The 17,935-nt window shown below is 58.8% G+C and carries 20 protein-coding genes; 12 read left to right on the top strand and 8 right to left on the bottom strand.

Translation table 11 applies throughout. The features are described from left to right. Positions 1-10 precede the first annotated feature (10 nt). Together BMS17_RS18690 and BMS17_RS18695 are read left to right on the top strand one after the other, a co-directional pair. A complete protein-coding gene (locus BMS17_RS18690; protein ID WP_046032022.1) occupies positions 11-676 on the top strand; it encodes a bifunctional 4-hydroxy-2-oxoglutarate aldolase/2-dehydro-3-deoxy-phosphogluconate aldolase in 666 nt (221 codons plus the stop codon). 346 nt (positions 677-1,022) lie between these two features. Further along, on the top strand, positions 1,023-1,748 hold the full coding sequence (locus BMS17_RS18695; RefSeq protein ID WP_046032021.1) for an intradiol ring-cleavage dioxygenase: 726 nt from the start codon (positions 1,023-1,025) through the stop codon (positions 1,746-1,748). Positions 1,749-1,750: 2 nt separating this feature from the next. On the opposite strand, the gene BMS17_RS18700 is transcribed toward BMS17_RS18695, so the two are convergent. Then, entirely contained in the window at positions 1,751-2,932 is a 1,182-nt protein-coding gene (locus BMS17_RS18700) for an aminotransferase class V-fold PLP-dependent enzyme (protein WP_046032020.1), read from the bottom strand. Between the two features lie 17 nt (positions 2,933-2,949). Further along, on the bottom strand, positions 2,950-3,186 hold the full coding sequence (locus BMS17_RS18705) for a DUF3820 family protein (protein ID WP_003213031.1): 237 nt from the start codon (positions 3,184-3,186) through the stop codon (positions 2,950-2,952). A gap of 204 nt (positions 3,187-3,390) precedes the next feature. Between BMS17_RS18705 and BMS17_RS18710 the strand changes: the two genes are divergently transcribed. After that, positions 3,391-3,858, top strand: coding sequence for a PA2169 family four-helix-bundle protein (locus tag BMS17_RS18710; RefSeq protein ID WP_046032019.1), 468 nt, complete (start codon positions 3,391-3,393; stop codon positions 3,856-3,858). A gap of 75 nt (positions 3,859-3,933) precedes the next feature. Here BMS17_RS18710 and BMS17_RS18715 read toward each other — a convergent pair whose 3' ends face one another. Together BMS17_RS18715 and BMS17_RS18720 are read right to left on the bottom strand one after the other, a co-directional pair. Beyond that, the gene (locus tag BMS17_RS18715; RefSeq protein ID WP_008151121.1) at positions 3,934-4,404 is read right to left on the bottom strand and encodes a MaoC family dehydratase; all 471 of its coding nucleotides are present in this window, start codon (positions 4,402-4,404) and stop codon (positions 3,934-3,936) included. Positions 4,405-4,446: 42 nt separating this feature from the next. Further along, entirely contained in the window at positions 4,447-5,391 is a 945-nt protein-coding gene (locus tag BMS17_RS18720) for an alpha/beta hydrolase (protein WP_077431392.1), read from the bottom strand. 245 nt (positions 5,392-5,636) lie between these two features. Between BMS17_RS18720 and fadD2 the strand changes: the two genes are divergently transcribed. Next, positions 5,637-7,325 carry a long-chain-fatty-acid--CoA ligase FadD2 gene (fadD2, locus tag BMS17_RS18725; RefSeq protein WP_046032017.1) on the top strand — a complete coding sequence of 563 codons (1,689 nt, stop codon included), beginning with the start codon at positions 5,637-5,639 and terminating at the stop codon, positions 7,323-7,325. Positions 7,326-7,711: 386 nt separating this feature from the next. Further along, the gene (gene fadD1 / locus BMS17_RS18730; RefSeq protein ID WP_077431393.1) at positions 7,712-9,412 is read left to right on the top strand and encodes a long-chain-fatty-acid--CoA ligase FadD1; all 1,701 of its coding nucleotides are present in this window, start codon (positions 7,712-7,714) and stop codon (positions 9,410-9,412) included. Positions 9,413-9,582: 170 nt separating this feature from the next. Here the strand turns inward: fadD1 and BMS17_RS18735 are convergent, their stop codons facing one another. After that, complete coding sequence (locus BMS17_RS18735; protein ID WP_046032015.1) at positions 9,583-9,960, bottom strand: hypothetical protein; 378 nt, start codon at positions 9,958-9,960, stop codon at positions 9,583-9,585. Positions 9,961-10,160: 200 nt separating this feature from the next. Here BMS17_RS18735 and BMS17_RS18740 point away from each other — a divergent pair, with 200 nt between their 5' ends. From BMS17_RS18740 to def, 3 genes are all read left to right on the top strand, one after another. Further along, positions 10,161-10,352 (top strand): CsbD family protein, encoded by a 192-nt coding sequence (locus BMS17_RS18740; protein WP_046032014.1) that lies wholly within the window; start codon positions 10,161-10,163, stop codon positions 10,350-10,352. A 173-nt stretch (positions 10,353-10,525) separates the two neighbouring features. Next, positions 10,526-11,488: a YihY/virulence factor BrkB family protein gene (locus tag BMS17_RS18745; RefSeq protein WP_046032013.1), complete on the top strand. Its 963-nt coding sequence runs from the start codon at positions 10,526-10,528 to the stop codon at positions 11,486-11,488. Continuing rightward, positions 11,485-12,024 (top strand): peptide deformylase, encoded by a 540-nt coding sequence (gene def / locus BMS17_RS18750; RefSeq protein ID WP_046032012.1) that lies wholly within the window; start codon positions 11,485-11,487, stop codon positions 12,022-12,024. Before BMS17_RS18745 ends, def begins: the two co-directional genes overlap by 4 nt. A 41-nt stretch (positions 12,025-12,065) precedes the next feature. On the opposite strand, the gene BMS17_RS18755 is transcribed toward def, so the two are convergent. Further along, complete coding sequence (locus BMS17_RS18755; protein WP_046032011.1) at positions 12,066-12,485, bottom strand: GNAT family N-acetyltransferase; 420 nt, start codon at positions 12,483-12,485, stop codon at positions 12,066-12,068. A gap of 335 nt (positions 12,486-12,820) precedes the next feature. Here BMS17_RS18755 and BMS17_RS18760 point away from each other — a divergent pair, with 335 nt between their 5' ends. The 4 genes from BMS17_RS18760 to BMS17_RS18775 all read left to right on the top strand — a co-directional run bounded on the left by BMS17_RS18760 (position 12,821) and on the right by BMS17_RS18775 (position 16,346). Further along, positions 12,821-13,762 (top strand): fatty acid desaturase, encoded by a 942-nt coding sequence (locus tag BMS17_RS18760; RefSeq protein WP_046032010.1) that lies wholly within the window; start codon positions 12,821-12,823, stop codon positions 13,760-13,762. A gap of 138 nt (positions 13,763-13,900) precedes the next feature. Further along, positions 13,901-14,692, top strand: coding sequence for a phosphate/phosphite/phosphonate ABC transporter substrate-binding protein (locus BMS17_RS18765; protein ID WP_046032009.1), 792 nt, complete (start codon positions 13,901-13,903; stop codon positions 14,690-14,692). 116 nt (positions 14,693-14,808) lie between these two features. Then, complete coding sequence (locus tag BMS17_RS18770) at positions 14,809-15,336, top strand: sigma-70 family RNA polymerase sigma factor (RefSeq protein ID WP_077431394.1); 528 nt, start codon at positions 14,809-14,811, stop codon at positions 15,334-15,336. Next, positions 15,333-16,346 carry an ABC transporter substrate-binding protein gene (locus BMS17_RS18775; RefSeq protein ID WP_077431395.1) on the top strand — a complete coding sequence of 338 codons (1,014 nt, stop codon included), beginning with the start codon at positions 15,333-15,335 and terminating at the stop codon, positions 16,344-16,346. Before BMS17_RS18770 ends, BMS17_RS18775 begins: the two co-directional genes overlap by 4 nt. 235 nt (positions 16,347-16,581) lie before the next feature. Here BMS17_RS18775 and BMS17_RS18780 read toward each other — a convergent pair whose 3' ends face one another. Beyond that, positions 16,582-17,136, bottom strand: coding sequence for a hypothetical protein (locus BMS17_RS18780; protein ID WP_077431396.1), 555 nt, complete (start codon positions 17,134-17,136; stop codon positions 16,582-16,584). Positions 17,137-17,291: 155 nt separating this feature from the next. Further along, positions 17,292-17,924, bottom strand: a complete 633-nt coding sequence (locus BMS17_RS18785) for a glutathione S-transferase family protein (RefSeq protein WP_046032005.1) — start codon at positions 17,922-17,924, stop codon at positions 17,292-17,294. Between the last annotated feature and the right edge of the window lie 11 nt (positions 17,925-17,935).

The raw sequence follows: 17,935 nt of genomic DNA on the forward strand, positions 1-17,935 counted from the left end.
AACAGCCGCTATGACAACCCCATCCCCGACCGTTTCCATGGCGGACAAAGTTGCCCTGATCGACAGCCTCTGCGCCAAGGCGCGGATTTTGCCGGTGATTACCATTGCTCGCGAACAGGACGTCCTGCCGCTGGCTGACGCCCTCGCCGCCGGTGGCCTGACTGCCCTGGAAGTGACCCTGCGTTCGCAGTTCGGCCTCAAGGCCATCCAGATCCTGCGCGAACAGCGTCCGGAACTGGTGACCGGTGCCGGCACCGTGCTGGATCGCCACATGCTCGCCGCCGCCGAAGCGGCCGGTTCGCAATTTATCGTTACGCCAGGCATCACCCGTGATTTGCTCGAAGCCAGTGTCAACAGCCCGATCCCGCTGTTGCCCGGTATCAGCAACGCCTCCGGCATCATGGAAGGCTATGGTTTGGGTTATCGCCGCTTCAAGCTGTTCCCGGCGGAAGTGAGCGGCGGCGTCGCTGCCATCAAGGCCTTGGGCGGCCCGTTCGGCGAAGTGAAGTTCTGCCCGACCGGCGGCGTTGGCCCGGCCAATATCAAGAGCTACATGGCATTGAAAAACGTCATGTGCGTGGGCGGTAGCTGGATGCTTGATCCGGAGTGGATCAAGAACGGCGACTGGGCCCGCATTCAGGAATGCACTGCCGAGGCCTTGGCGCTGCTGGACTGATCTGCTTTACCTGACACTTCGTTGTGTGTTCTACGGCTTTACGGTGCGCTTGGTCGGTGCACCGTTTTTTTTGCCTGTAGAAAAACAACAGGGCATATGAGGTTTTTTGTAGCAGCTGCCGAAGGCTGCGTCCGGCTGCGAAGCAGTCGTAAAATCTGTGCCCACGGTGCATCAGGCAGACCGCATGCACTGGATTTACGACTGCTTCGCAGCCGGACGCAGGCTTCGCCAGCTGCTACAGATCGGACGCAGGCTGCTACGGATCGGCCTCAGGCGATAAATAATTACCGCACCTGCACATTCGTCGCACCCTAACCTGCGCTCTTCTATTGGAAGAGAGAACGTCATGGACGACAACACCTGCGCTGCACCTTCACAACCGGCTTGCCTGCTGTCCCCCGAACAAATCGCCGGTCCGTATTTCCGTAACCCGAAACTGATCAGGCGCAACATCAGCGAAGGCGCTGATGGCGTTCCCTTGATACTGCGCCTGGCGATCGTCGATGCCATGACCGGGCAGCCTGTCACGGGTGCGCTGGTCGATATCTGGCATTGCAACGCGCGTGGTGCCTATTCGGGCTGGAGCAAGATCAATCCGGACAAGGAAGTCGATGTCGGTGAAATCGGCTCGATCCCGCGCACCGACGACGACACTTACCTGCGCGGCGGTCAGTTCACCGACAAGCACGGAGTTGTGCGGTTTACCACGATTTACCCGGGGTTTTACGCCGGCCGCTCGCTGCACATTCACGTCGCTGTGCGCATCACGGCCGGTAACAATTACCTGCAAGAGCGGCATGTCGCCTGGGTCGGCCAGCTTTACTTGCCCGAGGCGGCTTCGCGGTCGGTACTGAACACCCGAGAGTACAGCGGCAGAAAGGCTTCACCGCTGACCAACGATGAAGACATTTACTACAAGCACCACGGCGGCGAAGCTTCGACGTTAAGCGTTCATACGCTTAGTCGAAAGTCGAATGACGATGGCTATTTCGGATCCACCACCATCGCCATCGACACCTTCGCGGTTTCATCACACATCAAGCCGGAGGACTTCGACAGGTACACCGTGTGATTTCAGCCCAGTTCGGTCAGCGCCCGGGTCAGCAGCGTCATATGTGACGCAGTGGTGGTCAGGCCCGGTGTGATGCGAATGCACGGTCCGCTCGCGGCACCGCTGCGCATCACGGTAAACAGGTTGTAGTCGCTGAGCAGTCGCTCAACCATCGGCTGTTGATCGCTATGGCGCGTGAAGCGCAGTGACGTGATGCCGCAATACAGGCGAGGGTCATCCGGCGTCATGACTTCAATCCCCGGCAATTCGCGCGCTGCACGCACCCACAGGTTACGCAAGTAGTTGAGCCGGGCACCCTTGGCGGCAGAACCACCCATGGCATGATGTTCCTCGATCACCAGCGGCAATGTCAGCAGCGCCGGGATATTCGGTGTGCCGTACGGCGTGCGGGCGCGAATGTCGGTGACGGGGTAGTGCGATTCGCCCATGTCCGGGTCGATATCGGCCAGGCGCTCGGGAGCAATGTAGATGAACCCTAGCGTCAGCGGTGCTCCGATCCATTTGTGCAGGTTGAAGCCGGCGAAGGAGATACCCAGTTCATCCAGATTGAAGTCGATTTGCCCCAACGCGTGGGCGCCGTCGAGGATCACATCGATCCCGTGTTCTTTCGCGGCGGCGGCAATCGCCTGCACCGGCATCACCAGGCCGGTGCGATGGGTGACGTGAGTCAGGGCCATCAGTTTGAGTTTGGGGTAGCGCTCAAAAGCGTCGCGGTAGGTCGCCAGTAAACTGTCGAAACTGGCGGGGTGCTGGTGGTCGATCTCGATCACCTCGGCCCCGCGATTGCGCGCCAGCCAGCGCAGGGCGTTTTTGACCGAGTCGTACTCCAGATCGCAGATCAATACCTGGTCGCCCGGCTGAAGACGGTTGTAGTTGCGGATCAACGATTGCAGACCCTCCGAGGCATTGCGGGTCAGCGCCACGGTGTCGGCAGGCACGCCCACCAGTGCGGCCAACTGCGCGCGGATCTTCTGGGTTTCGACCTGTTCGAATCGCTGGCGTACGTACACCGAGTTGCTGCGGTTGATCATTTCGATGTTGCGCTGGTATTCCTCGACCACCGTTCGCGACATGCGCCCGAAGTAACCGTTCTCCAGGTTGATCGGGCCGGGTTCGACGGCATAGCGGTCGGCAAAGGTCTGCCAGAACATTTCATCACGGGCGCGACGGGTGTTATCGGGCATGGGGTACTCGGTCAGGATCAATGGCGGGGGGCGGGTTTGCCATGTTTGGCGCGCAGGGGTTCGAGCAATTCCGACAAGCCGTTGTGATCGATTTCCTGCATCAGGGCCAACAAGCCACCTAATTCGCCATGAGGAAATCCTTCCCGGGCAAACCAATTCAGGTAGGGGCCGGGCAGGTCGGCAATGATCCGGCCCTTGTATTTGCCAAAGGGCATTTCGCGGGTGATCAGCAGTTCTAGTTTTTCAGGGTTCATCGGTTGGCCGTCAGGATTCAATCAGTGCGGAAAATACAGGCATTCTGCATGCAGGCCAATTGACAGTTCATGCAAAAAAAACGGATACAGATTTCGCCTGTAAAATTAAGTCATTGAAATATAAAGGTTAAATTGTTGAATCGAAGCTGGCATGCAGGGTGCAACAGTCATTGCATCTTTCATCAACCCGCAAGGAATTGAAAAATGACCGACATGAATAAAGAAGCCATCTCTGTACTCAACGACCTGATTGAAACCAGCAAAGACGGTCAGGAAGGGTTCAAGACTTGCGCTGAAGACATCAAACACCCTGAACTCAAAACGTTGTTCGTTCAGCGTTCTGCCGACTGCGCCACGGCGGCGTCTGAACTGCAATCCGCCGTGCGTTCGATGGGCGGCGATCCAGAAACCTCCACCAGTGTCAGCGGCGATATGCACCGTCGCTGGGTCGACGTGAAGTCGATGTTTACCGGCAAGGACGAAGAGGCTGTCCTGAACGAAGCCGAGCGCGGTGAAGACCATGCGCTGAAGGCTTACCGAGAGGCGATGGAGAAAATCAACAAACACAACCTGGTGGGCATTCGTGACCTGGTTGAACGTCAGTACCACGGCGTGCAACGCAATCATGACCAGGTCAAAGCCCTGCGTAACCAGGCTCGCGCACGCTCGTAAGCGTTCGCTTCCACTAAAAAAACGCCAGCGAGTCTGGCGTTTTTTGTGCCTGCTGGTTCAAGGCAGGGGCATTGTTCAACCGATGCTGATCGCCGGCAAAGTCGGCAGCGTCACGGTCTGTTGCTTGCGCGGTGCCAGGATCTCCGCTTCGCCATCCACCACCAATTCATCACGCTGGTTGAACACGCGGGTGGCAATGCGCACACGAAACTTCGGCAGTTTCTCCAGAATCTCCAGACGCACGGTTAAGGTGTCGCCAATTTTCACCGGTTTCTGAAAGCTCATTTGCTGGCCGATATAAATAGTGCCTGGCCCAGGCAGTTCACAGGCAACCGCTGCGCTGATCAGCGCGCCACTGAACATGCCATGCGCGATGCGCTCCTTGAACATGGTGCCCGCTGCGAACTCGGCGTCCAGGTGCACCGGGTTGTGGTCGCCGGACATGGCGGCGAACAACTGAATGTCGCGCTCCTCGACGGTCTTGCTATAGCTGGCGGTCTGGCCGACTTCGAGGGCTTCGTAAGGGGTATTGGTAACCTGGGTCATCTGTCTCGGTTCCTGTGACGAATAAAAAAATCCACAAAAAAACTATTCCGACCGGGGTGGCCGGCGGTGGCTCAATGCCTGGGCGATCCACTGCAACACATCGCTGATCACTTCCTTGCGGTTGCTCTCGTTGAACAGTTCGTGGCGCGCCTGCGGGTAAATAGTCAGGTGCAGGTTCTGGCTGCCCGCCGCACGCAAGGCATCGGCCAGATCTTTCAGACGCTTGCCTTCGCTCACCGGATCACATTCACCGCCAATCACCAGCAACGGCAGGCCCGGATCGATCTGAGCGAGATTGGACGCTTTGCTGATTTGCTGCAACCCACCGAGTAGATCGATCCACATCTGGTTAGTGCAGCGAAAGCCACACAGCGGATCGTTGGCGTACAGATCCACTTCCACCGGGTCGCGACTGAGCCAGTCGAATTGTGTGCGTGCCGGTTTGAATTGTTTGTTGAACGAGCCGAAGGACAGCCATTCGATCAACGCACTACGCCCCTTGGGCCCCTGGCGCAGCTTTTCGAAACGGGCGATCTGGCGCGCCGCGCGATAGAGCGCCACGGGCTGGAAATTCGAACCGCTGAGCACCGCGCCGTGCAGGCTGGCGCTGTGATGCAGCAGGTAAGCCTGAGCGATGTAGCTGCCCATGCTGTGACCGAGCAACACGATCGGCACACCAGGATGCTGTTGACCGATGTGCTGGTTGAGGCTGGCGAGGTCGCCGACGACTTTGCACCAGCCATCGTCATCGGCGAAATGGCCGAGTGTGCCGTTTTCGGCGGTTTTGCCATGTCCACGCTGATCCGGCGCATAGACGCCGTAACCGTGCTCGCAGAATTTTTCCGCCAGCCGGGCGTAGCGACCGCTGTGCTCGGCCATTCCGTGAGCCAGCAGAATGACCGCGTGTAATGGCGCGGCGGGCAGCCACTGGTTGACGAACAGGCGGCTATGGTCAGTCGCGGTCAGCCAGAACGTGTCGTGGATCATGTCGATTCCTTTGCATGGGGCTGCATGTGGCATGGGCGTGGTTGCATTGTATAGCGCATCCCGCGCGTCCCGTCTGATCAGGCCACGCCACGGCGGGAAGATTCACACGATCAATGAGGCGCGTGCGCATATTTGCCTGAATCGCCATAGCTGCTAGTGTCCGTGAAGCTCCGCTTTTCGCTTTTGTTTTTGAACAAGGGCGCAACAGCGGCCCCGGATAGGCTCAGGTAAAGAGGATAAGAACAATGCAACCTGATTTCTGGAATGACAAACGCCCGGCCGGCGTGCCCCTGGACATAGACCTTGGGGCTTACAAGTCGGTGATCGAGGTGTTCGAGCGTTCCTGCAAGAAATTTGCTGACCGCCCGGCATTCAGCAACATGGGCGTGACCCTGACCTACGCCGAACTGGAACGCCAGAGCCTGGCATTCGCTGCTTACCTGCAAGCCCACACCGACCTGGTGCCGGGGGATCGCATCGCGGTGCAGATGCCCAACGTCCTGCATTATCCGATTGCTGTATTCGGTGCCTTGCGTGCCGGGTTGATCGTGGTCAACACCAACCCGTTGTACACCGCGCGGGAGATGCGTCATCAGTTCAAGGATTCCGGTGCCCGGGCACTGGTGTACCTGAACATGTTCGGGCAGAAAGTCCAGGAAGTGCTGCCCGACACCGACATCCAGTACCTGATCGAAGCGAAAATGGGCGACCTGATGCCGGCCGCCAAGGGCTGGCTGGTCAATACCATGGTCAGCAAGGTCAAGAAAATGGTCCCGGCGTATGCCCTGCCGCAGGCGATTTCGTTCAAGAGCGCATTGCGCATGGGGCGTGGCCTGGGCATCAAGCCGCTGAAAGTCGGCCTCGACGACATCGCCGTGTTGCAATACACCGGCGGCACCACCGGTTTGGCCAAGGGCGCCATGCTGACCCACGGCAACCTGGTGGCAAACATGCAGCAGGCGCGTGCCTGCCTGGGGCAGTTCGGTGCCGACGGTCAGCCACTGTTGCGTGAAGGTCAGGAAGTGATGATCGCGCCACTGCCGCTGTACCACATCTATGCATTCACGGCGAACTGCATGTGCATGATGGTGACCGGCAACCACAACGTGCTGATCACTAATCCGCGAGACATTGGCGGCTTCATCAAGGAGCTCAAGAACTGGCGTTTCTCGGCGTTGCTGGGGCTCAACACCTTGTTCGTCGCCCTGATGGACCACCCGGACTTCAAGACCCTGGATTTCTCCAGCCTCAAGCTCACCAACTCCGGCGGCACGGCGCTGGTCAAGGCCACCGCCGAGCGCTGGGAGCAGATGACCGGTTGCCGTATCACTGAAGGTTACGGCCTGACCGAAACCTCGCCGGTGGCCTGCACCAACCCGTACGGCGATCAATCTCGAATCGGCACGGTCGGCCTGCCGGTGCCGGGCACTTCGCTGAAAGTGATCAACGATGAAGGCGTCGAGCAGCCGTTGGGCGAGCGCGGCGAACTGTGCATCAAAGGCCCGCAGATCATGAAGGGGTACTGGCAGAAACCCGACGCCACCGCTGAAGTGCTGGATGCCGAGGGCTGGTTCAAGTCAGGCGACATCGCGGTGATCGACCCGGACGGTTTTGTGCGCATCGTCGATCGCAAGAAGGACATGATCATCGTGTCGGGTTTCAACGTGTACCCGAACGAGATCGAAGACGTGGTGATGGCTCACCCGAAGGTCGCCAACTGCGCGGTCATCGGTGTGCCGGACGAGCGGTCGGGCGAGGCGGTGAAGTTGTTTGTGGTGGCCCGCGAAGCCGGGGTCAGCCTTGAGGAGTTGAAGGCTTACTGTAAGGAGAACTTCACGGCGTACAAAGTGCCCAAGCACATCGTGTTACGTGAGTCGTTGCCAATGACGCCGGTCGGGAAGATTCTGCGGCGGGAGCTGCGCGATATCGCGTAATCGATGAATGGCCGCGTTTCACGCGGATCGCGGGCAAGCCATGCTCCTACAGGTTTCATTATCGTCCACATAGAATGTGATCGACACGGAACCTGTAGGAGCAAGGCTTGCCCGCGATGCTTTTAAAGATCTGGAAAGGCCCTGTTTCAGGGGCTTTCAAGGCTTTATAGGATTTTTGCTCTAAAATGACCGCTAGCAATTCTTGAGTCACAATTGTGACCGTAGGGGCCGCTTTTGGCTCTAGTCGACCCTTGGCAAAGCTGCTACTCTCGGCGCGCTTTGTGCTTCTCGGCCTGTGTAAAAGCCCAGATTCACCAATGACCAAACACCAATAATAATCGCATCAAATGCGGTGCTGAATTCGCGTTGCTGAGGAGTGGGCTTCCATGATCGAAGACTTTTGGAAGGATAAGTACCCAGCTGGGATTGCTGCCGAGATCAATCCAGACGAGTACCCGAATATTCAGGCAGTGTTGAAGCAATCCTGCCAACGCTTCGCCAACAAGCCGGCATTCAGCAACCTGGGCAAGACAATCACCTACGGTGAACTGTACGAATTGTCCGGTGCCTTTGCCGCTTACCTGCAACAGCATACCGACTTGCAGCCGGGCGATCGAATCGCCGTGCAATTGCCTAACGTGCTGCAGTACCCGGTTGCCGTCTTCGGTGCCATCCGCGCCGGGCTGATCGTGGTCAACACCAACCCGCTGTACACCGCGCGGGAAATGGAACACCAATTCAACGACTCCGGTGCCAAAGCCCTGGTCTGCCTGGCCAACATGGCACACCTGGCGGAAACCGTCGTTCCGAAAACCGGCGTCAAGCACGTGATCGTCACGGAAGTGGCCGACCTGTTGCCACCGCTCAAGCGCCTGCTGATCAACAGCGTCATCAAGTACGTGAAGAAGATGGTCCCGGCGTATCACTTGCCCAAAGCCGTCAAGTTCAACGACGTGCTGAGCAAGGGGCATGGCCAGCCAGTGGCTGAAGCCAACCCGGCCAGCAGCGATGTCGCGGTGCTGCAATACACCGGCGGCACTACCGGCGTGGCGAAAGGGGCGATGCTGACCCACCGCAACCTCGTGGCCAACATGCTGCAATGCAAGGCGCTGATGGGCTCCAACCTCAATGAAGGTTGCGAGATCCTGATCACGCCGCTGCCGCTGTACCACATTTATGCGTTTACCTTTCATTGCATGGCGATGATGCTGATCGGCAACCACAACATCCTGATCAGCAACCCGCGCGACCTGCCGGCGATGGTCAAGGAACTGTCGAAGTGGAAGTTCAGCGGTTTCGTCGGCCTCAACACCTTGTTCGTGGCCCTGTGCAATAACGAAGGCTTCCGCAAGCTGGATTTCTCGGCGCTGAAAGTTACCTTGTCCGGTGGCATGGCCCTGCAACTGGCTGCCGCCGAACGCTGGAAAGCGGTCACTGGCTGCTCCATCTGCGAAGGTTACGGCATGACCGAAACCAGCCCGGTGGCCACCGTCAATCCGATCCAGAACATCCAGATCGGCACCATCGGCATCCCGGTCCCGTCGACCCGTTGCAAAGTCATTGACGATGCCGGCGTGGAACAGCCGCTGGGCGAAATCGGCGAGCTGTGTGTCAAAGGCCCGCAGGTCATGAAGGGTTACTGGCAGCGCCAGGAAGCCACCGATGAAATGCTCGACAGCGAAGGCTGGCTGAAGACCGGTGACATCGCGCTGATCCAGCCTGATGGATACCTGCGCATTGTCGATCGCAAGAAAGACATGATCCTGGTCTCCGGTTTCAACGTGTACCCGAACGAACTGGAAGACGTGCTCGCGACCCTGCCGGGCGTGCTGCAATGTGCGGCCATTGGCGTGCCGGACGAGAAGTCGGGCGAGGCGATCAAGATCTTTATCGTCGCCAAACCGGGCGTGACGCTGACCAAAGAGCAAGTGATGGAGCACATGCGTGCCAACGTCACCGGCTACAAGGTGCCGCGTGCCGTCGAGTTCCGCGATGCGCTGCCGACCACCAACGTTGGCAAGATTCTGCGTCGTGAACTGCGCGATGAAGAGTTGAAGAAAATCGCCGCGAAAAAGGTCGGCGCGTAACACCAAAAAGCCCTGCGGATGCGGGGCTTTTTTTTGCTCGTCTGACAGGTCTTTGTTGCCTGTCAGGCCGCCTTCGCGAGCAAGCCCGCTCCCACATTTGATCGCATTCTTATTGGAATAACGCGGTTTAATGTGGGAGCGGGCTTGCTCGCGAAGCTTTTGCTTTTGGCTTACAGGCGGAACGGCGCGAAGTTGACGTTGGTGCCCGCCGGGCGCATGTCCTGCAAGTACGAATCCTTGTCGGCACTCAGCTCCAGGCTCAAGGCCGCCTTGCGCTTGCCTTCATTGCGCACCACCAGGCCTTCAAGCTTCTCGCGCAGGAACACGGTCGGCACTTTCAGGTGCAGCAACTCGTCGGTGTCCGGCGTGTGCATCAGCAAGTGAACCCACTCGTACTGACCAACGGCCAGGCGCGCGACCGGGATATCGAACCACCAGATGTTGCGGTTGCGGTTCAATTCGGTGAAATGGCAGTTGTTGACGCCTAGCACGGCACCGCCAAGTTCCTGGTTTCTGCGGGCAATGGCCTGCTTTTTATCGAGTTTCATAACATTCCTACGGGGTTGGATCGTCAGCGCCAGGGCCTGAATACGTTGCGCATTCTCGGGTGTTGGTCGGCAAACATAAAGCCCAACCTGCTGAGATCGACGAAATGGGCGGCACAAATAAATGAAACTCCGCGCAAATGCCCCCGGTCAATCCTTGTGTAACGACTTTTTCTCATTGAAACGTTCACAGGAGAATCACCATGAGCAGCACGGGCGATAAAGTAAAAGGCCTGGCCAATGAAGCCGCCGGCAACGTCAAGCAAGGCGTCGGCAAGGCCACCGGCAACGAAAAAATGCGCTCCGAAGGCGTGATGCAGGAAAGGAAAGGCGAGGCCCAACAAGCGGTCGGCAAAGCCAAGGATGCGCTCAAAAAAGGCATCGACAAGGCGTGATCCGACGTGTGAAACGTCTTGCAAACGGCCATCCATCGATGGCCGTTTTTGTGTCAGCCTGAACTTGAACCAGGAAATTGTTTCAAAGTCGCCAAGTAGGCTACTTTGTTGTAGAAATCAGCCCCCTGAGTCGCCACGACTTTTAACCCCTCTTGCGGCGAATGGAGACGCTAATGATTTTCCCGGACATGAGAGGCCTGCCCCTGCACCGTGTGATGATGCGCACGGTCACCGAGTTCATCGACGATGAAATGTCGACCTATGCCTCGGCGCTGGCCTATCAAATGTTGTTTTCGCTGTTTCCCTTCATCCTGTTCCTGATTGCCCTGATCGGTTTCCTGCACCTGCCGGACTTTTTCTCCTGGCTGCGCCTGCAATCGGAACTGGTCTTGCCGCCCCAGGCGCTGGAACAGGTCAACCCGGTGATTGACCAGCTCCAGCAATCCAAGGGCGGCTTGCTCTCGGTGGGTATCGTGATTGCGCTGTATACCGCCTCTGCCGGTGTGCGGCTGATGATGAGTGCGATGAACGCCGCCTACGATGTGGTCGAAGGCCGGCCGATATGGAAGCGTTTTCCACTGTCGGTCATTTACACCGTCGGCATTGCCGGGATGCTGCTGGCCGCCGCCGCGCTGATGGTCCTCGGGCCGCAAGTCATGGGCTGGATTGCCTCGCAAGTTGGCCTTGAAGACTTTATCGTCACCTTGTGGACCATCGTTCGCTGGCCGGTCATCGTGATTCTGTTGATGGTCGCGGTGGCGTTGATCTACTACGTCATGCCCGATGTCAAACAGGAGTTTCGCTTCATCACCCCGGGCTCGGTGCTGGCGGTGGTGGTGTGGATCATCGCGTCGCTGGGCTTTGGTTTGTACGTCAAGGAGTTCGCCAACTACAACGCCATGTATGGCAGTATCGGCGCGATCATCGTGCTGTTGCTGTACTTCTATATTTCAGCCGCAGTGCTGTTGCTCGGTGCGGAGATGAATGCGGTGATCGAGCACATGTCGCGCGAGGGCAAGGACCCGGGCGAGAAGGTTGCCGGCGAGCACGGTCCTGGCCACGAAGAGAAACATCACGTTTCCGGGCTGGGACGCGATCATTCGGTTAAAACACCCACTGACGAAGTCATCAAATGATCCGTGAAATCCTGAAAATGGGCGATGAGCGCCTGCTGCGCATTGCTCCGCCGGTGCCAGCCGAAATGTTCGACAGCCCCGAGCTGTGGCAGCTGATCGACGACATGTTCCAGACCATGGAAAGCGTCGGTGGGGTCGGCCTGGCGGCGCCGCAAATCGGTGTCGACCTGCAATTGGTGATCTTCGGCTTCGAGCACAGCGAGCGCTATCCCGACGCCGAAGCGGTGCCGCAGACAATTCTGATCAACCCGTTGATCACGCCGCTGAGCCCGTTGATGGAGGAGGGGTTCGAAGGCTGCCTGTCGGTGCCCGGCCTGCGTGGCGCGGTGCAACGTTACCAGCAAATTCGCTACGAGGGTGTCGACCCCAAGGGCGAGCCGATCGTGCGCACGGCTTCAGGGTTTCATGCGCGTGTGGTGCAGCATGAATGCGATCACCTGATCGGCCGTCTGTACCCGTCGCGCATTACCGACTTCAGCAAGTTCGGGTTTACCGAAGTCATGTTCCCGGACCTTGATCCCAACGCCGACGATTGATCCTGTAGGCGCCCCCAATCCTTGTAGGAGCGGCGGTGTGTTCAGGTTGTGCGCGGTTCCAGCCCCATCGCAATCATCGGTTTGCTGCGGGCATAGCGGCTCAGGCGTTCGACCATGGCGTAAGGCATTTGTGGATCGAAAACAAAGCCGCGACGTTCATAAAAATCACGCAAATCCGGATGGCAAAACAGCCACACCGGCAGTTCAAGGTCCTTGACCGCCGCTGCGATCAACGCGCCGGCCACCCCTTGCTCGCGACAGGCCGGATCAACGAACAGCCCCGTCAACCAATGCCCGCCCGCTACCGGCCGCAAACACAATGCGCCGACGATTTCTTCGCGCCGGGCGACCCACAATCGAGCGTCGCGCACGGCTTTCATCGACGATTGGTGAGCGCGATAAAACTTGTTCATCAGCGGCCATAGCGGCTCGTCGAGCACGGTGTACTGAGTGTCTGGCATGGTTTGGGCTGTCGGTGTGCAAAGCGGGCGATTATAAAAGAACGCGCGCGCAGCGATAGGTGTATACCTGATCTCACATCCCTGTGAGTGGAGTACGCATCATGTCCAAAGGTATGGATTCGAAGAAAGCAGCGAAGAAAAAGCCGGCGAAAACCGCCATCGAAAAGCGCGCAGACAAGAAGGCCAAGAAGGTGGATGTGTTCGGTCATTGATCCTGCGACAAGGGAGCCCGGCAATCGGGCTCCTGCGGCACGTCTAACGAAATAACCAAATAATCTGCAAGATTTCCCAAGGCTATTGCACAGAAGGGGACTGGTCCCGATCTGAGCAACGCCATGCCCCATTACTTCGACAGTGCCCATCGAGAAGAAATCGAAACCCTGCGTCAACGCCTGACGGCCCGCACCGAATGGCCGACCTGGCTGTTGTTGATCGGCGTGTATGGCGGCTGGTTCAGTATTGTCCTGGCGGGTGACCGTTTGGGCGTGTGGTGGAGCACCCTGCTACTGATTCCGTTGCTGGTGCTGTGGTTGTCGGTGCAGCACGAATTGCTGCACGGTCACCCGACCCGTTGGACCTCGCTGAACAAAGTCCTCGGTTATGCACCGTTCGCCGTCTGGTATCCCTACACCCTTTATCGCGACAGCCATTTGCTGCATCACCGTGACGAAGACCTGACCCTGCCGGGTCGCGATCCGGAAAGTCGCTACCTGAGCGTCGAACAGTGGCAGGGCCGTTCGCTGTTCGAACAGGGCCTGCACTGGCTGAACAAAACCGTCCTGGGGCGCTTGATTCTCGGTGCGCCGCTGGCCTTGCTGGCACTGGCCCGGGAGGAGTGGCAGCGACTGAAAGCCGGTCAGCGACAGGCGTGGCTGATGTGGCTGAGCCATGGCGCACTGACGATTCTGATGCTGGTGTTCATCGCCCGCTACAGCGTGTTGCCGGTGTGGCATTACCTGTTCCTGATCAGCGTGCCGGCGCTGTCGATTGCGATGATTCGCTCCTATTATGAGCATCGCCCGCATGCCGAACCCGAGCAGCGCACGGTGCTCAATGAGGCGGCCTGGCCATGGCGCTGGCTGTTCCTGAACCTCAATTTTCATCTGGTGCATCACGACTTGCCGGGGTTGGCGTGGTACGACTTGCCGCGTGCTTACCGGGCACGCCGCGAGCAGTGGCTGGCGCGCAGTGGCGGATTTCTGGTGCAGGGTTATGGGCAGTTGTGGCGTGAGAACGGTGTGAGGGCCATCGACAGCCCACAGCATCCGTTTAGCTAATGCATAGTCACCATTGAACCCTGTGGGAGCGGGCTTGCCCGCGATTGCTTTTTCACATCCAACGCATCTGATGACTGGTCTAACGCTATCGCGGGCGAGCCCGCTCCCACAGGGTTACTGGTTGTGTGGAAGATTTCGATGACTCAACACATTGCCGAATTACTGATGTACGTCGCGCCAGAGCCGATCCGCCAGGCCAATGAACGCTGGTTGACGCGAATCCTTGAACGGCTCGGCAGCGATCGTCTTGATGCCAAAGACCTGTCACTGACAGACCTCTGGCTCTCTCCGCATCTGCTGCTGACCCAAACCTGCGGCTATCCGCTGATGACGGCGCTGCGCGGGCGGGTCCGGGTGATCGGACGGCCTCGCTATGAACTGCCGGACAGCAGCGGCGGCAACCATTGCAGCTTGCTGTTGAGTCGTGCCGATGACGCTCGGCGGACCTTGCCCGACTTTTGCGACAGTCGTGGCGTGATCAATGGTGAAGATTCCAACAGCGGCATGAACCTGCTGCGCCATCGACTGGCACCGCTGCATCGCGACGGCCAGTTCTTTGCCAGCGTGGCCATCAGCGGCAGCCACCGCGAAAGCCTGCGCTGGCTGCGTGAAGACCTGGCCGACCTGGCGGCCATTGATAGCGTCACTTACGCCTATCTGGCGCGGTACGCCGAAGAAGAGGTCGCGGGGCTGCACGTCATCGCGCGCAGTGCATTGAGTCCGACGTTGCCCTTTATCACGACGGCGGCGGCGAGTGATCAAGAGGTTGAACAGATTCGGCTCGTCATGAATCAAACCTTGAAAGAATTGCCTGACGTCGTCGAAATCCTCGGACTTGAGGAAGTACTGCCCGCAGAGGAAAGCGACTATCAGGTGGTACTCGACTACCAGCAAGAGGCTGAAATGTCGGGTTATGGTCGCTTGCGTTGAAATTCTTAAAAAGCATATAAAAATGCCTTTTAAATATTATTAAAGAATAAGGCTCCTTGTTAGGATCGCACCACCGGATCACCGGACATTCAGCGACCCCTAACCCAGGAGCCCCTATGTCCGGCCCCGATCTATCCCATCGTCACTCTGTGGACGGCTTGTTCCGCGCCCACTACCGCTGGCTCTGCACTTACTTGCGCCGTCATCTGCAGGACGTGGCGGGCGCCGAAGATATTGCCGCCGACACCTTCGTACAACTGCTTGAAGCGCCCGGTCTGAGCGCGATTCGCCAACCCCGCGCCTTGCTCACCACCATCGCCCAACGCCTGCTCTATCAGCGCTGGCGGCGTGCGGATCTGGAGCGCCGGCATCTGCAGCAGATCGATGCGGATTGCGCCGCTTCGCCCGAAGAACTCGCGCAGGTCTCACAAGCCTTGAACCGCCTCGATCACAGCCTGCAGCGTTTGCCGGGCAAGGCCCGTTCGACCTTCCTGCTGGCTCGCGTCGACGGTTTGACCTACCCGCAAATCGCCGTCGAGCTGGGCATTTCCCAGCGTTCGGTCAGCGTTTACATGACCCGCTCCCAAGCGCTGTGCGATCGCCACAGCGCCAACCAACTCCTGTTAGACAAGAGGTCCGCATGAGATCGATCAAAACCCTGCTCGGCAGTTCGCTGTTGGCGCTGAGCCTTAGCGTCGGCGCGGTATCGGCGACGGAGAAAACCGCGCCGATTCACTTCGGCGATATCACGTGGGAGAGCGGCAGCCTCATCACCGAAATCCTGCGCCTGATTGTCGAGAAAGGTTACGGCTACCCGACCGACACGTTGCCGGGCAGCACCGTCAGTCTTGAGGCGGCGCTGGCCAAAAACGACATTCAGGTGATCGGCGAAGAGTGGGCCGGGCGCAGTCCGGCGTGGGTCAAGGCCTCTGCCGAGGGCAAGGTGTTTGGTTTGGGTGATACCGTCAAAGGTGCCACCGAAGGTTGGTGGGTGCCGGAATACGTGATCAAGGGCGACCCGGAACGTGGCATCAAACCGTTGGCCCCGGAACTGAAATCCGTTGCAGACCTGGCGAAGTACAAGGATGTGTTTCGCGCCCCGGAAGACCCGAGCCGTGGTCGCTTCCTCAACAGCCCCACGGGCTGGACGTCGGAGATCGTCAACAGCCAGAAGCTCAAGGCGTATGACCTGACCGCCAGCTACGTCAACTTCCGCACCGGCTCGGGTGCGGCGCTGGATGCCGAGGTCGCTTCATCGATCCGCCGTGGCAAACCGGTGTTGTTCTACTACTGGTCGCCAACGCCGCTGTTGGGGCGCTTCAAACTGGTGAAACTGGACGAGCCGCCGTTCGACGCCGACGCCTGGAAGACCTTGGCTGATGCCAGCAATCCCAATCCCAAGGGCACGCGCTCGATGCCTGCCAGCCTGGCCATCGGTGTGTCTGCGCCGTTCAAGGCGCAGTACCCGGACCTGGTGGCGTTCTTTGAAAAGGTCGATTTGCCGATCGATTTGCTGAACCGGACGCTGGGGCAAATGAGCGAAAAACGCCTGCCACCGCGTGAGGTGGCGCAGGCGTTTTTACGTGAGCAGCCGCAGGTGTGGAAGGCTTGGGTGCCGGGGGAGGTGGCGACCAAGGTGAGTGCAAGTTTGTAGTTTATCGGGCACGTCGTCGATGCGATCAGCCAGTTCAACTCGACGTTGCAACTGAACTGATTCTCGTAGCGACACATTCGCTGTAGCAGCTGGCGCAGCCTGCGTTCGGGTGCGCAGCAGCCGTAAAATCCGAATGCCCGGTTCTTCTGTCGGACCGCGTAAACCGGATTTACGGCTGCTGCGCAACCGAACGCAGGCTGCGCCAGCGGCTACAAAACGGGTGTGGTATGTGCCGTTAAAGCGATGCCAGGAACTTGTCGACTACTTGAGTGCCACTTTTTTCGCTACTGCCGGCTTCTTTCTCGACCTGCGCCAGTTTCATCTTGTCCTGCAGGCGATCGGCGATTTCCTGGGCGACTGCCTGTTGTTTCTCCGGCGGCATGGCTTTCAAGTCTTCCTCGGTAATACCCATTTCCTTCAGGATACTGTCGCGCAGACGCTGTTCCGGCGTTTTGCTCATGTAGTCCTTGAAGTCGGTCATGGCCGCGCTGTCGGAGGACTGGGCTTTGACATCGGCCGGAACTTTGGACGGATCGGCGGCTTGCAGCGCCACGCGGGTCTTGGCGAACGCTTCATCAACGTTGTCGCTGATTTTGCTCGCCTCACTGACTTGTTGCGTGGCCTGTTGGGTCGCGGACGATTGCACCTGCGCCTGCACGTTGGTTTGCAGAGCCTGCATCATTGCACCCTGCAAGCCGCTTTGCAGACCGGCGGCGGCTTCGGCGGCCGGATCTTCGCCGGGACGCTTGGGCAGGGGAAGCATTTGGACTTGTTTTGCACTGACCAACATGATGGGTAGACCTGTGGGTAATGGCTGACCGATGGGCAGGAGCAAATACTGTGCCGCAGCACAAAGCCTCGGGTTTGCAAAGGCTTTGCAAGGGGAGGGCGCAGGTCCGGCGGTCAGGGGTTGCCGTCAGGCGGCAGAGATCTACCGCGGCGCCGTCAAGGCAGGCCGTTACATCCGTGTTTCAAGAAGCCCTGGCGTTGGGCCAGGCGCTGAAAATACTCGTCGATGACGGGGAAGTCCGGCCGTTCCATCGGCGTCATCAACCAGCGATTGACGGACAGCCCGACGACAATGTCCGCCAGCGTGAACTCGGACCCGGTGACAAACGCCCCGGTTGCCGAGAGCTGATGGGCAAGAATGTCCATTTTCTGGTTCCAGCCACGCAGGCCGACGGCGATGCGATGCGGGTCCTGATATTCCGGGTCTTTGCGCACCAATGCGCTAAACGCGTAGCTCCAGGACGAATTGAGGTCGGTTGCTTGCCAATCCATCCATTGCTCCACGCGCGCGCGCGCCAGCGGTTCGTGTGGCAGCAGGTGAGTGTTGTGGTGTTTGCCGGTCAGATAGCGGCAGATGGTGTTGGATTCCCACAGCACGACGGTGCCGTCGATGATGACCGGCACCTGGGCATTGGGGTTGAACCTGAGGAATTCCGGGCTATGGGTTGAGGCAAAACCGCTGCCCCAGTCCTCGCGTTCGTAGGCGATGCCCAGCTCCTCGCAGGTCCAGAGGACTTTTCTGACATTGATTGACGAGGCTTTGCCGAGAATCTTCAGTACAGGGTCCATTGAGCTACTCC

The sequence above is a fragment of the Pseudomonas sp. C9 genome (assembly GCF_002000165.1).
Classification (GTDB): Bacteria; Pseudomonadota; Gammaproteobacteria; order Pseudomonadales; family Pseudomonadaceae; genus Aquipseudomonas.

Bases quoted from the DNA above. Each gene is read 5' to 3' on its own strand.
- BMS17_RS18690 (WP_046032022.1), top strand. From the start codon at position 11: ATGACAACCCCATCCCCGACCGTTTCCATGGCGGACAAAGTTGCCCTG.
- BMS17_RS18695 (WP_046032021.1), top strand. From the start codon at position 1,023: ATGGACGACAACACCTGCGCTGCACCTTCACAACCGGCTTGCCTGCTG.
- BMS17_RS18700 (WP_046032020.1), bottom strand. From the start codon at position 2,932: ATGCCCGATAACACCCGTCGCGCCCGTGATGAAATGTTCTGGCAGACC.
- BMS17_RS18705 (WP_003213031.1), bottom strand. From the start codon at position 3,186: ATGAACCCTGAAAAACTAGAACTGCTGATCACCCGCGAAATGCCCTTT.
- BMS17_RS18710 (WP_046032019.1), top strand. From the start codon at position 3,391: ATGACCGACATGAATAAAGAAGCCATCTCTGTACTCAACGACCTGATT.
- BMS17_RS18715 (WP_008151121.1), bottom strand. From the start codon at position 4,404: ATGACCCAGGTTACCAATACCCCTTACGAAGCCCTCGAAGTCGGCCAG.
- BMS17_RS18720 (WP_077431392.1), bottom strand. From the start codon at position 5,391: ATGATCCACGACACGTTCTGGCTGACCGCGACTGACCATAGCCGCCTG.
- fadD2 (WP_046032017.1), top strand. From the start codon at position 5,637: ATGCAACCTGATTTCTGGAATGACAAACGCCCGGCCGGCGTGCCCCTG.
- fadD1 (WP_077431393.1), top strand. From the start codon at position 7,712: ATGATCGAAGACTTTTGGAAGGATAAGTACCCAGCTGGGATTGCTGCC.
- BMS17_RS18735 (WP_046032015.1), bottom strand. From the start codon at position 9,960: ATGAAACTCGATAAAAAGCAGGCCATTGCCCGCAGAAACCAGGAACTT.
- BMS17_RS18740 (WP_046032014.1), top strand. From the start codon at position 10,161: ATGAGCAGCACGGGCGATAAAGTAAAAGGCCTGGCCAATGAAGCCGCC.
- BMS17_RS18745 (WP_046032013.1), top strand. From the start codon at position 10,526: ATGATTTTCCCGGACATGAGAGGCCTGCCCCTGCACCGTGTGATGATG.
- def (WP_046032012.1), top strand. From the start codon at position 11,485: ATGATCCGTGAAATCCTGAAAATGGGCGATGAGCGCCTGCTGCGCATT.
- BMS17_RS18755 (WP_046032011.1), bottom strand. From the start codon at position 12,485: ATGCCAGACACTCAGTACACCGTGCTCGACGAGCCGCTATGGCCGCTG.
- BMS17_RS18760 (WP_046032010.1), top strand. From the start codon at position 12,821: ATGCCCCATTACTTCGACAGTGCCCATCGAGAAGAAATCGAAACCCTG.
- BMS17_RS18765 (WP_046032009.1), top strand. From the start codon at position 13,901: ATGACTCAACACATTGCCGAATTACTGATGTACGTCGCGCCAGAGCCG.
- BMS17_RS18770 (WP_077431394.1), top strand. From the start codon at position 14,809: ATGTCCGGCCCCGATCTATCCCATCGTCACTCTGTGGACGGCTTGTTC.
- BMS17_RS18775 (WP_077431395.1), top strand. From the start codon at position 15,333: ATGAGATCGATCAAAACCCTGCTCGGCAGTTCGCTGTTGGCGCTGAGC.
- BMS17_RS18780 (WP_077431396.1), bottom strand. From the start codon at position 17,136: ATGTTGGTCAGTGCAAAACAAGTCCAAATGCTTCCCCTGCCCAAGCGT.
- BMS17_RS18785 (WP_046032005.1), bottom strand. From the start codon at position 17,924: ATGGACCCTGTACTGAAGATTCTCGGCAAAGCCTCGTCAATCAATGTC.